General features: G+C 67.2%; 13 protein-coding genes and 2 tRNA genes. 5 read left to right on the top strand and 10 right to left on the bottom strand.

What is annotated here, in order from left to right:
• The coding region (tig, locus tag VML93_RS23360; RefSeq protein WP_325614657.1) for a trigger factor at positions 1-1,388 on the bottom strand (1,388 nt) is incomplete at its 3' end.
• A 47-nt stretch (positions 1,389-1,435) separates the two neighbouring features.
• Positions 1,436-1,512, bottom strand: a tRNA-Pro gene (locus VML93_RS23355).
• A gap of 135 nt (positions 1,513-1,647) precedes the next feature.
• On the opposite strand from VML93_RS23355, the gene VML93_RS23350 reads away from it, so the two are divergent.
• A tRNA-Gly gene (locus VML93_RS23350) sits at positions 1,648-1,718 on the top strand.
• Positions 1,719-1,751: 33 nt separating this feature from the next.
• Positions 1,752-2,939: a serine hydrolase domain-containing protein gene (locus tag VML93_RS23345; protein ID WP_325614656.1), complete on the top strand. Its 1,188-nt coding sequence runs from the start codon at positions 1,752-1,754 to the stop codon at positions 2,937-2,939.
• An 8-nt stretch (positions 2,940-2,947) separates the two neighbouring features.
• On the opposite strand, the gene VML93_RS23340 is transcribed toward VML93_RS23345, so the two are convergent.
• The 4 genes from VML93_RS23340 to VML93_RS23325 form a co-directional block, all read right to left on the bottom strand.
• Positions 2,948-3,190, bottom strand: a complete 243-nt coding sequence (locus tag VML93_RS23340; RefSeq protein ID WP_325614655.1) for a hypothetical protein — start codon at positions 3,188-3,190, stop codon at positions 2,948-2,950.
• A gap of 147 nt (positions 3,191-3,337) precedes the next feature.
• A complete protein-coding gene (locus tag VML93_RS23335; protein ID WP_325614654.1) occupies positions 3,338-4,144 on the bottom strand; it encodes an Fpg/Nei family DNA glycosylase in 807 nt (268 codons plus the stop codon).
• A 9-nt stretch (positions 4,145-4,153) separates the two neighbouring features.
• Positions 4,154-4,642, bottom strand: a complete 489-nt coding sequence (locus VML93_RS23330; protein ID WP_325614653.1) for a ribose-5-phosphate isomerase — start codon at positions 4,640-4,642, stop codon at positions 4,154-4,156.
• A 26-nt stretch (positions 4,643-4,668) separates the two neighbouring features.
• The gene (locus VML93_RS23325; protein WP_325614652.1) at positions 4,669-5,280 is read right to left on the bottom strand and encodes an Rv2466c family mycothiol-dependent reductase; all 612 of its coding nucleotides are present in this window, start codon (positions 5,278-5,280) and stop codon (positions 4,669-4,671) included.
• Positions 5,281-5,370: 90 nt separating this feature from the next.
• Between VML93_RS23325 and pepN the strand changes: the two genes are divergently transcribed.
• On the top strand, positions 5,371-7,971 hold the full coding sequence (gene pepN, locus VML93_RS23320; RefSeq protein WP_325614651.1) for an aminopeptidase N: 2,601 nt from the start codon (positions 5,371-5,373) through the stop codon (positions 7,969-7,971).
• Here pepN and VML93_RS23315 read toward each other — a convergent pair whose 3' ends face one another.
• The 4 genes from VML93_RS23315 to VML93_RS23300 all read right to left on the bottom strand — a co-directional run bounded on the left by VML93_RS23315 (position 7,972) and on the right by VML93_RS23300 (position 10,247).
• On the bottom strand, positions 7,972-8,784 hold the full coding sequence (locus tag VML93_RS23315; RefSeq protein ID WP_414686422.1) for a hypothetical protein: 813 nt from the start codon (positions 8,782-8,784) through the stop codon (positions 7,972-7,974).
• Positions 8,785-8,814: 30 nt separating this feature from the next.
• Positions 8,815-9,282 (bottom strand): DUF5130 domain-containing protein, encoded by a 468-nt coding sequence (locus tag VML93_RS23310; RefSeq protein WP_325614650.1) that lies wholly within the window; start codon positions 9,280-9,282, stop codon positions 8,815-8,817.
• On the bottom strand, positions 9,269-9,499 hold the full coding sequence (locus VML93_RS23305) for a hypothetical protein (protein ID WP_325614659.1): 231 nt from the start codon (positions 9,497-9,499) through the stop codon (positions 9,269-9,271). Before VML93_RS23305 ends, VML93_RS23310 begins: the two co-directional genes overlap by 14 nt.
• Before the next feature lie 82 nt (positions 9,500-9,581).
• Positions 9,582-10,247, bottom strand: a complete 666-nt coding sequence (locus VML93_RS23300) for an HNH endonuclease (protein ID WP_325614649.1) — start codon at positions 10,245-10,247, stop codon at positions 9,582-9,584.
• 138 nt (positions 10,248-10,385) lie between these two features.
• On the opposite strand from VML93_RS23300, the gene VML93_RS23295 reads away from it, so the two are divergent.
• Positions 10,386-10,808 carry a globin gene (locus VML93_RS23295; protein ID WP_325614648.1) on the top strand — a complete coding sequence of 141 codons (423 nt, stop codon included), beginning with the start codon at positions 10,386-10,388 and terminating at the stop codon, positions 10,806-10,808.
• Positions 10,809-10,961: 153 nt separating this feature from the next.
• Positions 10,962-12,530, top strand: coding sequence for a glycoside hydrolase family 13 protein (locus VML93_RS23290; RefSeq protein WP_325614647.1), 1,569 nt, complete (start codon positions 10,962-10,964; stop codon positions 12,528-12,530).
• Positions 12,531-12,535 lie beyond the last annotated feature (5 nt).

The following is a 12,535-nucleotide window of genomic DNA, read 5'->3' as shown; positions in this document are numbered from 1 at the left end:
TCGTCCTCGAAGTCGTCGTCCTCGTCGTCCTCGTCGTCCTCGAAGTCGTCGTGATCGTGGTCATGCTCGTGCTTGCCGAAGAGCTCACTGGTGTCGATGGTGTTGCCGGCGGTGTCGGTGACCGTCGCCGCCTCGGCCACGGCCTTGATGGCCAGCTCGCGCCGCACGTCGGCGAACATCGACGGCAGCTGGTTGTTCTCCTGCAGGAAGGCAAACAGCTGCTGCGGCTCGATGCCGTATTGCCGAGACGTCGACACCAGCCGTTCGGTCAGGTCCTCCTGGCCGACCTGGACCTCCAGATCGTCGGCCAGCGCATCGAGCAGCAGTTGCCGCTTGACGTCCTTCTCCGCCGCGCTGCGCGCGTCGGCATCCCACTCTTCGCGAGACGAACCCTGCTCGGCGAGCAGTTCGTTGAACTTAGCTTCGTCGTTGTTGAGGCCGCTGAGCGCTTGCTGGATGACACCCTCGATCTGCGCCTCCACGTACGCCTCGGGCAACGGCACCTCGACCTGCTCCAGCAGGGCCTCCATCGTGGCGTTGCGAATCTGCTCGGCTTGCTGCGCTTGCTTCGTCTGGCGCACCTGGTCGGCGAGGTTGGCCCGCAGCTCGTCAATGGTGTCGAAGGCACTGGCCAATTGCGCGAAGTCGTCGTCGGGCTCGGGCAGCTCGCGTTCCTTGATCGACTTGACGGTGACGGTGACCTGCGCGTCTTGACCGGCGTGGTCGCCGGCTGCCAACTTGGCGGTGAACTCCCGGGACTCGTCGACGGACAAGCCGACCAGCGCGTCGTCGAGTCCCGCGATCAGCCGGCCGGAGCCGACCTCGTGCGACAGGCCCTCGGCGGCCGCGTTCGGCACGTCCTCGCCGTCGACGGTGGCCGACAGGTCGATCGAGACGAAGTCGCCGGTCTGCACCGGCCGGTCCACCCCGGTGAGGGTGCCGAACCGGGTGCGCAGCGTCTGCAGTTCGCTGTCCACCTCTTCGTCGCTGACCTCGAACGGTTCCACCTCGACCTTGAGCGTGCTCAGATCGGGCAGGGTGATCTTGGGCCGCACGTCGACCTCGGCGGTGAAGGTCAGGTCCTCGCCGTACTCCTTGCGGGTGAACTCGATGTCGGGCTGGCCCAACGGTTGGACTTCCGCCTCGGTCACCGCCTGCCCGTACCGGCTGGGCAGCGCCTCATTGACTACCTGGTCGAGCATCGCCTCGCGGCCGAACCGGGCCTCCAGCAGCCGCGCGGGCGCCTTGCCGGGCCGGAAGCCGGGCAACCGCACCTGCTTGGCCAGCTCCTTGTAGGCGCGCTGGAAATCGGGCTCGAGCTCGGTGAACGGCACCTCCACACTGATGCGAACCCGGGTGGGGCTCAACTGCTCGACGCTGCTTTTCACGGGCGTGCTCCTCGATGCTCGTTACGTGCTGGTTCCGGTGATTCGGTTGGTCGGGGTGACAGGATTTGAACCTGCGGCCTTCCGCTCCCAAAGCGGATGCGCTACCAAGCTGCGCTACACCCCGCGCTGACCTCGCGATCCTACGGCCCCCCGCGGCACTGGCTTCGCACGGACCTACGGACCTCACAGTGCGGTTACAAGACGGCTTCGATTAGATTTGACGTCTGCCGCCACGTACAGTCGCGCTCGACTAATACACGCGGGCGTAGCTCAATGGTAGAGCCCTAGTCTTCCAAACTAGCTACGCGGGTTCGATTCCCGTCGCCCGCTCGGAGCTGCTGTTTTGCGCGAAAGAAAGGCGCCATGAGCGACGTCGACATTCTGGGCTCATGCGCGCCGGACTTCGTCGGAGTGCGCGACGCGTTCGAGCGCAATTTTGCCGTGCGCGGCGAGGTCGGTGCGGCGGTTGCGGTGTGGGTCGACGGGGAGCTCGTCGTCAACCTATGGGGCGGCTCGGCTGACGCCGCCGGCACCCGTCCCTGGGAGCAGAACACGCTGAGCACCGTGCTGTCCGGCACCAAGGGGCTGACGGCCACCTGCGTCCACCAGCTCGTCGACCGCGGTGAGCTGGACCTGCAGGCGCCGGTGGCCCACTACTGGCCCGAGTTCGGGCAGGCCGGCAAGGAGGACATCACGCTGGCCATGGTGATGAGCCATCGCTCAGGGGTGATCGGGCCGCGCACCCGGATCAGCTGGGAGGCCGTCACCGACTGGGATTTCGCCTGCGCTCAGATCGCGGTCGCGGAACCGTGGTGGGAGCCCGGCACCGCGCAGGGTTACCACATGACCACCTTCGGCTTCATCCTCGGCGAGGTGTTCCGCCGGGTCACGGGCCGAACCATCGGTCAGTATCTGCGGACCGAGATCGCCGAACCGATCGGCGCCGACGTCCACATCGGCCTGTCGCCGGCCGACCAGCGCCGGTGCGCGGAGCGAGTGAACAAGCCGCACTTCCGCCAACTGCTGGCGGACGTGCATGCCCCGTGGGAGCCGAGCAGCCTGACCGAGCATCCGAAGGCGGGATTGTCGATTTCGATGGGATTTCTCCCCGACGACGAGGTGGGCTCCAACGATCTGCACCTGTGGCGCGAACTCGAGTTCCCCGGCACCAACGGGCAGGTGTCGGCGCTGGGATTGGCGACCTTCTACAACGCGCTCGCGCACGAGAAGCTGATCAGCCGCGAGCACATGGACCGGATACGGGTGTCTCAGGGCGGCCTCGAGTCCGATCTGGTGCTTGGTCCCCGGGTGGCCGACCACGGGTGGGGCTTGGGTTACATGCTGAACCAGCGAGGCGTCAACGGACCCAATCCGCGGATCTTCGGGCACGGCGGCCTGGGCGGCTCGTTCGGTTTCGTCGACCTGGAGCACCGGATCGGCTATGCGTATGTGATGAACCGCTTCGACGCCACCAAGGCCAATGCGGACCCGCGCAGCGTGACGCTCAGTAACCAGGTCTACGCGACGCTCGGGGTCATCCCGCTTGGATAATTCCGAAATCACCGCCAGCCGGGCGGGTGGTCGGGCCCGCCGGGCCCGCCGGGCCCACCCCAGTCACGGTGGTGGTCCCAGCCGTCCATGTCGCGGTGGTGATCGTCGTGGCAGTTGCCGCCGTCCCAGTTGAAGCCCCAGCCCGGATCCCACCACTGACCTGGGCACCAGTGGTAGTCCGGCATCGGCGCCGGCTGCGCCTGGGCGTCGACCGCGGCGCCCACAGCGGTCACGCCCAAACCGGCCCCCATAGCGAAAATCGTTGCAGCTAAACGTGGAAGAGTTTTCACAATGCCCACTTGTACCCAACCACTCTGAGTAAAAAACTGTAGACGCGGCCGTTTCTTGCTGACAATTTCCTGCGAATTAGCTTGTGCTTTCACACATGTCGAATAACGTCACGTCTGACAGGTGGGGCACCAGAACACGTTTCGGCCTTCCAACACAGCCGTTTGGATCGTCGTCGCGCAGACCCGGCAAGGCTCGCCCGCGCGCCGGTACACATAGGTGCGGGGCCGCCCAGACCGGTACGACGGCGGACCGTGGTCATGTTCGGGGCGGACCACGATGATCCTGCCGCGGCGCAAGCCGACCTTCATCAGCGCCACCAGATCGGTCCACGCCGCGTCGAACTCCCCCTCGCTGATCCCCCGGCCGGGCCGGTACGGGTCAATGCCGTGGCGAAACAGCAACTCGTTGCGATACACATTGCCCACGCCGGCGATGACGGTTTGGTCCATCAACAGCGAGCCAATAGGCCTGCGGGACTTGGTGATCCGGGCCCGCGGCCACGAGGGGTCGGCGTCGGCGCGCAACGGGTCGGGTCCCAGCCTGGCCACGACATCGCTGACCTGGCCTTCGTCCACCAACTCGCAGACCGTCGGGCCGCGTAGGTCGGTGCCGTACTCGGCGCCGACGATCCGCATCCGCACCTGCCCCACCGGTTGGGGAAGCGGCGCGTCGTCCGCCCGCTGCCATTCGGTAAAAGTGCCGTAGAGACCGAGATGGACGTGCACGATCGGGCCGCCGGCGTAGTGGTGAAACAGGTGCTTGCCCCAGACGCTGGTGCGCTGCAACACCCGGCCGTCCACGACGGCCGCCGAATCCGCGAATCGCCCTTGCGGGCTGGACACCGCTACCGGCGCGCCGCCGAAGCGACGCTGGTGCAGCCGCGCCAACCGGTGCAGGGTATGCCCTTCTGGCACGGATGTCTCTCAGGCCACTGAGTCCGGAGCTCCGGGAACGGGTGGCGCCTGGTGGGTGCGTTCGTATTCCGCGAGAATGTCGATACGTCGTTGGTGGCGTTCGGCTTTCGAGAACGGCGTGTTGACGAAGGCGTCGACGAACGACAGCGCCTCGTCGACGGTGTGCATGCGACCACCGATGCCGATCAGCTGGGCGTTGTTGTGCTCACGGGCCAGGGTCGCGGTCTCCACGCTCCACGCCAGCGCGCAGCGGGCGCCGGGGACCTTGTTCGCGGCGATCTGCTCGCCGTTGCCCGACCCGCCCAGCACGATGCCCAGGGCGTCGGGATCGGCCACCGCACGCGTTGCGGCGGAGATACAAAATGCCGGGTAGTCGTCCTCGGCGTCGTAGCTGTAGGCGCCGCAGTCGATCGGCTCGTGCCCGGTTTTCTTCAGGTGCTCGATGATCTGCTGCTTGAGCTCATATCCGGCGTGGTCAGACCCCAGGTAGACGCGCATGCCCGCAATTGTGCACGACGCCGTGACTAGTCAAACTGGGGCGGTTCGGTTCGGGTCCGCTTGAGCTCGAAGAAGTGCGGGTAGGCCGCAAAGGTCACCGAGGCGTCCCACAGTTTTCCGGCCTCTTCGCCGCGCGGAATCTTGGACATCACCGGTCCGAAGAACGCGACGCCGTTGACGTGAATGGTCGGCGTGCCGACGTCGTCGCCGACCGCGTCCATCCCGGCGTGGTGGCTCTTGCGCAGGGCGTCGTCGTAGTCGGTGCTGGTCGCGGCAGCGGCCAGCTCGGCCGGCAGGCCCGCGTCGGCCAGCGACAGCTTGATGACCTCTTCGAGGTCCTTGTTGCCCTCGTTGTGAATCCGGGTGCCCATCGCGGCGTACAGCGGGGCGAGCGCCTCGGCGCCGTGCGCCTGCTCGGCGGCGATCGCCACCCGCACCGGCCCCCAGGCCTTCTGCATCATTTCCTGGTACTGCTCGGGCAGCCCTTCACGATTCTCGTTCAGTATCGCCAGGCTCATCACGTGGAAATTCACATCGATATCGCGAACCTTCTCCACCTCGAGGATCCAGCGCGATGTGATCCAGCACCACGGACACAGCGGATCGAACCAGAAATCGGCGACAGACTTCTCAGGCATTTGTGCGGTCCTATCGTTGAGAGTCAGAGACGTTCAGCACAACCGTAACCGCCGCGCAACTGTTCCCGCCCGCACGTTTAAGTTGGACGCGTGGCTCTTCCTAACCTCACTCGGGACCAGGCCGTCGAACGCGCCGCCCTGATCACCGTCGACAGCTACCAGATCAACCTGGACGTGACCGACGGGAACGGCGCTCCGGGCGAACGGACCTTCCGGTCCACCACCACCGTGGTGTTCGATGCACTCGCCGGCGCGGACACGGTCATCGACATCGCCGCCGAGACGGTCCGTAGCGCCAGCCTCAACGGCCGCGAACTCGACATCTCCGGGTACGACGAATCGACCGGTATCCCGTTGACCGGGCTGGCCAGCCGCAACGTGGTGATCGTCGACGCCGACTGCCGCTACTCCAACACCGGCGAGGGTCTGCATCTTTTCGTCGATCCGGTGGACAACGAGACGTACCTGTACTCGCAATTCGAGACCGCCGACGCCAAGCGCATGTTCGCTTGCTTCGACCAACCGGACTTGAAAGCCACTTTCGAAGTCCGGGTCACCGCACCCGCGCACTGGAAGGTGGTCTCCAACGGCGCCGCTGCGTCAGTCGTGGCGGCCGACGCCGCCAGCGTGCACACGTTCGTGACCACCCCGCGGATGAGCACCTACCTGGTGGCCCTGATCGCCGGCCCGTACGCCGAATGGACCGACACCTACAGCGACGAGTACGGCGAGATCCCGCTGGGCATCTACTGCCGGGGATCGTTGGCGCAATTCATGGACGCCGAGCGGTTGTTCACCCAGACCAAGCAGGGATTCGGCTTCTACCACAAGCACTTTGGCCTGCCGTATGCGTTCGGCAAGTACGACCAGCTGTTCGTGCCCGAGTTCAATGCCGGCGCGATGGAGAACGCCGGCGCGGTGACGTTCCTCGAGGACTACGTCTACCGGAGCAAAGTCACCCGGGCCTCCTACGAACGGCGCGCCGAGACGGTGCTGCACGAGATGGCGCACATGTGGTTCGGCGACCTGGTCACCATGACCTGGTGGGACGACCTGTGGCTGAACGAGTCCTTCGCCACCTTCGCTTCGGTGCTGTGCCAGAGCGAGGCCACCGAATTCACCGAAGCCTGGACGACGTTCGCAACCGTCGAGAAGTCCTGGGCGTACCGCCAGGACCAACTGCCGTCGACGCACCCGATCGCCGCCGACATCCCGGACCTGGCCGCGGTCGAGGTGAATTTCGACGGCATCACCTACGCCAAGGGAGCGTCGGTCCTCAAGCAGTTGGTCGCCTATGTCGGGCTCGAGCACTTCCTGGCCGGACTGCGCGATTACTTCCGCACCCACGCATACGGCAACGCCACGTTCGACGACCTGGTGGGGGCGCTGGAGCAGGCGTCCGGACGTGACCTGTCGGATTGGGGCCAGCAATGGCTGAAAACCACCGGCCTGAACACGCTGCGGCCGGATTTCGACGTCGATGCCGAGGGTAGGTTCACCCGATTCGCGGTGACGCAGAGCGGCGCCGCGCCGGGCGCGGGTGAGACCCGGGTGCACCGGCTGGCGATCGGAATCTACGACGAGGACGGGTCCGGCCGCCTGGTGCGGGTGCACCGCGAGGAACTCGACGTCGACGGCCCGGTCACGGAAGTCCCTGCGCTGGTTGGTGTTTCGCGCGGCAAGCTGATCCTGGTCAACGACGACGATCTGACCTATTGCTCACTGCGACTGGACGCCACCTCGCTGCAGACCGCGCTGCAGCGGATCGCCGACATCGCCGAACCGCTGCCGCGCACGCTGGTCTGGTCGGCGGCCTGGGAGATGACCCGCGAAGCCGAACTGCGGGCCCGAGACTTCGTGGCACTGGTGTCGGACGGCGTGCACGCCGAATCCGAAGTCGGGGTCGCACAACGGCTGCTGCTGCAGGCGCAGACGGCGCTGACCGCCTATGCCGAGCCGGGCTGGGCCGCCGAGCACGGCTGGCCGCAGTTCGCCGACCGGATGCTGGAACTGGCGCGCGCCGCGCAGCCGGCATCGGATCACCAGCTCGCGTTCGTCAACGTGCTGTGCTCGTCGGTGCTCTCGCCACGGCATGTGGAGGTGCTCACGGCGCTGCTCGATGGCGACCCCGCCGAGCTGGGGTTGGCCGGGGTGGAGGTCGACACCGACCTGCGCTGGCGGATCGTGACCGCGCTGGCCACCGCCGGAGCCATCGACGCCGACGGCCCCGAGTCGCCGACGATCGACGCGGAGGTGCAGCGCGACCCGACCGCGGCCGGCAAGCGGCACGGCGCCCAGGCGGCGGCGGCACGGCCGCAATTCGACGTCAAGGACGAGGCGTTCACCACCGTGGTCGAGGACGACACGCTGGCCAACGCCGCCGGGCGCGCGATCATTGCGGGCATCGTCGCGCCAGGACAGGCCGAGCTGCTCAAACCGTTCACCGCGCGCTACTTCCAGGCGATAGCCGGAGTCTGGGCGCGGCGATCCAGCGAAGTCGCGCAATCGGTGGTGATCGGGCTGTATCCCAACTGGGACATCAGCGACGCCGGTGTCGCCGCCGCCGACGAGTTCCTGGCAGCGCCCGCGTCGGAGGTCCCGCCGGCCCTGCGCCGGCTGGTCCTGGAGGGCCAGGCGGCGGTGAAGCGTTCGCTGCGGGCCCGGAAGTTCGACACTGACGGCGCGACCTGATCACCGGTATCCGCCGTCGGACAGGCCGGCGTCGTCTTCGAGCCTGTTCGGCTTGCGAAAGACCCTCTCGCGCACCAGTTCCCAGCTGTAGTCCCTGATCATGCCGACATAGCCCTTGGCGGCCCATTGCGCGCAGTGCCGCTCCTCGTGGTGCAGCACGCGGTCCAGAGCGAGGTTGGACTCGCAGGGCCGACCGTCGTGGTCGGCGTACCAGGCGTGCCCGGACTCGACGATCAGGCGCAGCAGCTCGACGGGATCGGCCGGGCTCATGTTGATCAGGAAGATCTCGCCCCAGGTCGTGCCGCCTTGCTGGCTGAACAGCCGTTGCATCCAGTTGCCGCCCAGGCCCATCAGGATGCCGTTGGGCGTCGCGACCAGGCGTGCGCCGTTGCGGTCGACGAATCCGAGATCCTGGTTGTAGCTCCAGCGGTTTGCCCGCTGCCGGTCGACGATGCGCTGGACTTCGGCGGCCGAGTACGGCGTCGCCGGGAAGTCGCTGGTGACTGCGCGCTGCCGGCCGTAGTCGGTGCCCGCGTTGAAGATGTAGGTCATCAGCACCGCCTGGCGCGCGTCGTCCCCGCCGGTGCGCGGCGGGATGACAAAGAACGACTTGCCGGCGGGGTCGGTGATCCGCTCCATGTCCCGCAGGACCGCGAAGCTGTCCGGGCTGATCTGGTGCCGTTGCGCGACCTCGGCGACGACCACTGGAGCCACTTCCTGACGTTCGGCGTTCGCCAGCCAGTCGGCGTATGCCCCTGAGGCGGGGCCGCTGAGCAAGCCCACGTCCGCGAGCGCCTGCTCGTAGCGGTTCACCGGCAGCAGGGCGGAGAAACCTACCGGAATCTAGGCCGGAGAAATGCCCGAGCTGAGCACCTCGATCGCGCTGACCAACCCTTCGACCAGCTCGCCCTGCTCGAACGCCGAGGAAGCGGCCGCGACGCCCTCCGGTGCGGCCTTCTCCGCGCCACGACCGCGCACCGCGGAGCCGTAGACCACTTCGATGGCGCTCTGGTTGGGCGAGACGGCGAGCAGCACCGCGTTGTCCGGCGTCGGCACCTTGGCCAGAATCTCGCGCGCCCGGGCGGCGGTGTCGCTACCCAGATCACCCAGGTAAATCGCGAACCGCGCCTGCGACGCCCGTGAGCTGTACTTCAGCACGTCGTCGAGGGCAACGAGGTCCTTGATCGGGAACGGGTAGTGCACCGACAGTTCTCCGGGCTCGGTGACCGCGGAGATCCGGCCGCTGGTAGTGATCGCCGAGCCCTTGGGGAGCTGGGCCGCTTCAACCGTCGCAACCTCACCACGTGCCACTGGCGCCACCTCCGACTGTGAACTGCGCTGCACCATGCCCGTGTCCGTGCGCGCCGCCGACCGCTTCGTCGGTGGCGGCCCACAGGATCGGCGCGTGTGTCCAGGGCTCAGACAGTTTGTAGGTCGCGGGGTGGGGTCCCTTGCGCGACCAGATCAGCAGTGCCAGCACGGCCGCCAGTAACAGCGGCACTCCGATGAATAAGAGGTGGATCACCACAGCGTTCACGACGCAAACCGTATCCCACCGCGGGCTGGACTGGTGCGGTTGGACGCAAATGTTTTTCGCCGGGCAATCCCGGCTAGGCCGCGCCTTCGCCGAGATATCGGGCCCAGGCCGGGTCCAGTTCCTTGACCGAGGACAGCAGTCGCCAGTGCTGTCCGGTCGGCGCCAGCGGCGCACGCCGCAGCGTCCAGCCCAGTTCGGTGAGCAGCCTGTCGCCCTTGCGGTGGTTGCAGGTCGAGCAGCATGCGACGCAGTTCTCCCACGAGTGGTCGCCGCCGCGGCTGCGCGGCATCACGTGGTCGACGGTGTCGGCTTTGCCTCCGCAATAGGCGCAGCAGAAACGGTCGCGGTGCATCAGTGCGGCGCGGGTCATCGGGACTCGGGCGCGGTAGGGAACCCGGACATAGGTGCGCAGCTGGATCACCGACGGCACCACAATCGACCTGGTCGCCGAGTGAATGACCGGACCGGCCGGGTCGTGGTGCACCACGTCGGCCTTTCCGCAGATCACCATCACGATCGCCCGGCGCATCGGCAGCGCGGTGAGCGGCTCGTAGGTGGAGTTCAACAGGAGCACCCGCCGGCGGCTCCAGATCGACGCGCTGTCGTGGCGGGTGGGCGGATGGGTGTCGATCCGTGGGTAGGTGTCAATGCTGTGCAGGCATGGCGCGGTCGGGGGCCCGGTTAACCCTGCCGCGGCACCCGAACTGCGGTGGCCGCGGCGTCTCTTGCCCTGCGCCATAGATCCTCCGCGAACAGTCCACCATGATTCGCCGCCAATCGCACCCTTATCGCAGGTGCGTGCCGTGTCGATCCGGTGAACACCCGAAGCCGTCGGGCCGCCTCCGGGGCGGTCGGCCGATGGCCCACAATGGAGGAGATGGATCAGCCTCAACAGTCCTTTTACGACGCGGTCGGCGGTGCCGAGACCTTCAATGCGATCGTTTCGCGCTTCTATGCGCAGGTCCCCGGGGACGAGATATTGCGCGAGGTGTACCCCGCGGACGACCTGGCGGGCGCCGAAGAACGGCTGCGCATGTTCCTCGAGCAGTACTGGGGCGGCCCGCGCAACTACTCCGACCAGCGCGGCCATCCACGGCTGCGGATGCGTCACGCCCCGTTCCGGATCACGCCCATCGAGCGCGACGCCTGGCTGCGGTGCATGCACACCGCGGTGGCCTCGATCGACTCGGAGACCCTGGACGACGAGCACCGCCGCGAGTTGCTCGACTACCTGGAAATGGCGGCCAACTCGCTGGTCAACTCGACGTGGGGCCTTCCAGGTCAGCTGCACGACGCATAGTCGTGCCACCCTGCGCGGAAACCGATAACCGTTACCGCGCAATTAGCCGCCAATTTGCCTGGCAGGCAAGCTCGGCGGCGCTGCGGGATCGCGCCGAACGGCTACCGTGGTGATCATCGATCCGATGTCCGACAAGAGGCTGAACGGAGACCTATGGGCCCCGGCGCTGCGTGGTGGTCGAATGCGGTTTTCTACCAGGTGTATCCGCGGTCGTTCGCTGACAGCGACGGCGACGGCGTCGGCGACCTGGACGGGTTGACGGCGCGGCTGGACCACCTCGAACAGCTTGGGGTCGACGCGATCTGGATCAACCCGGTCACCGTCTCGCCGATGGCCGACCACGGCTACGACGTCGCCGATCCGCGGGACATCGACCCGTTGTTCGGCGGGCTGGCCGCCTTCGAGCGGCTGATCACCGCGGCACACCAGCGCGGCATCAAGGTCACCATGGACGTGGTGCCAAACCACAGCAGTTCGGCGCATCCCTGGTTTCTGGCCGCGCTGGCCGCCGGCCCGGGCACCGCGGCCCGCGAACGCTACATCTTTCGCGACGGCCGGGGCCGCGGCGGCAAGCTGCCGCCGAACAACTGGCAGTCGGTGTTCGGCGGGTCGGCCTGGACCCGGGTGATCGAGCCGGACGGCAACCCCGGCCAGTGGTATCTGCACCTCTTCGACGTCGAGCAGCCGGATCTGAACTGGGACAACCCGGAGGTGTTCGACGACTTCGAGAAAACGCTGCGGTACTGGCTGGAACGCGGCGTGGACGGCTTCCGCATCGACGTGGCGCACGGAATGGCCAAGCCGCCGGGACTGCCGGACTCCCCGGAGGTCGGCACCAGGGTGTTGCACCACACAGACGACGACCCACGCTTCAACCACCCGAGCGTGCACGCGATCCACCGCGATATCCGCACGGTGGTCGACGACTATCCCGGGGCGGTGACCGTCGGCGAGGTGTGGGTGACCGACAACGTCCGGTGGGCCGAGTATCTGCGTGCCGACGAGCTGCATCTCGGCTTCAACTTCCGGCTCGCCCAGATCGACTTCGACGCCACCGAAATTCACGACGCGGTGCAGAACTCGCTGGCGGCCACGGCGATCGAAAACGCCACCCCGACCTGGACGCTGTCCAACCACGACGTGGGCCGCGAGGTCACCCGCTACGGCGGTGGCGAAGTCGGGCTGCGCCGGGCGCGCGCGATGGCGATGCTGATGCTCGCCCTGCCGGGCGCGGTGTTCATCTACAACGGCGAAGAGCTTGGATTGCCCGACGTGTTGGACCTCCCCGAGGATGTGCTGCAGGACCCGACGTGGGAACGCTCGGGACACACCGAACGCGGCCGCGACAAGTGCCGGGTCCCGATCCCATGGTCGGGTGACACTCCCCCGTTCGGGTTCTCCACGTCTGCCCACACCTGGCTGCCGATGCCGGAAGATTGGGCGGAGCTGACGGTGGAGAAGCAGCGCGCCGACGCCGGCTCGACATTGTCGTTCTTCCGGCAGGCATTCGAATTACGCAGGGAGCGTTCCGAGTTCGACGACGACCTGGAATGGCTGAGGGCGCCGCGCAATGGGCTGATCTTCCGGCGCGGCGGCGGGCTGGTGTGCGCCCTGAACGCCGGCACCCGCCCGATCAAGCTGCCGCCGGGCAAACTCCTCCTGGCCAGTGCGCCCATTGCGGGCGACCGGCTACCGCCCGACAGCACGGCCTGGCTGATCTGAGGAAG

The sequence above is a fragment of the Mycobacterium sp. genome (assembly GCF_035499775.1).
Taxonomy (GTDB): Bacteria; Actinomycetota; Actinomycetes; order Mycobacteriales; family Mycobacteriaceae; genus Mycobacterium.
The sequence above is the reverse complement of the archived record's forward strand: the minus strand, read 5'-3'. Positions and strand labels throughout refer to the sequence as shown.

What these genes read in the sequence shown, in the direction of transcription:
- VML93_RS23300 (WP_325614649.1), bottom strand. Translation starts at nt 10,247, where the DNA reads ATGGCGCAGGGCAAGAGACGCCGCGGCCACCGCAGTTCGGGTGCCGCG.
- VML93_RS23290 (WP_325614647.1), top strand. Translation starts at nt 10,962, where the DNA reads ATGGGCCCCGGCGCTGCGTGGTGGTCGAATGCGGTTTTCTACCAGGTG.
- VML93_RS23330 (WP_325614653.1), bottom strand. Translation starts at nt 4,642, where the DNA reads ATGCGCGTCTACCTGGGGTCTGACCACGCCGGATATGAGCTCAAGCAG.
- VML93_RS23345 (WP_325614656.1), top strand. Translation starts at nt 1,752, where the DNA reads ATGAGCGACGTCGACATTCTGGGCTCATGCGCGCCGGACTTCGTCGGA.
- VML93_RS23340 (WP_325614655.1), bottom strand. Translation starts at nt 3,190, where the DNA reads ATGGGGGCCGGTTTGGGCGTGACCGCTGTGGGCGCCGCGGTCGACGCC.
- VML93_RS23295 (WP_325614648.1), top strand. Translation starts at nt 10,386, where the DNA reads ATGGATCAGCCTCAACAGTCCTTTTACGACGCGGTCGGCGGTGCCGAG.
- VML93_RS23325 (WP_325614652.1), bottom strand. Translation starts at nt 5,280, where the DNA reads ATGCCTGAGAAGTCTGTCGCCGATTTCTGGTTCGATCCGCTGTGTCCG.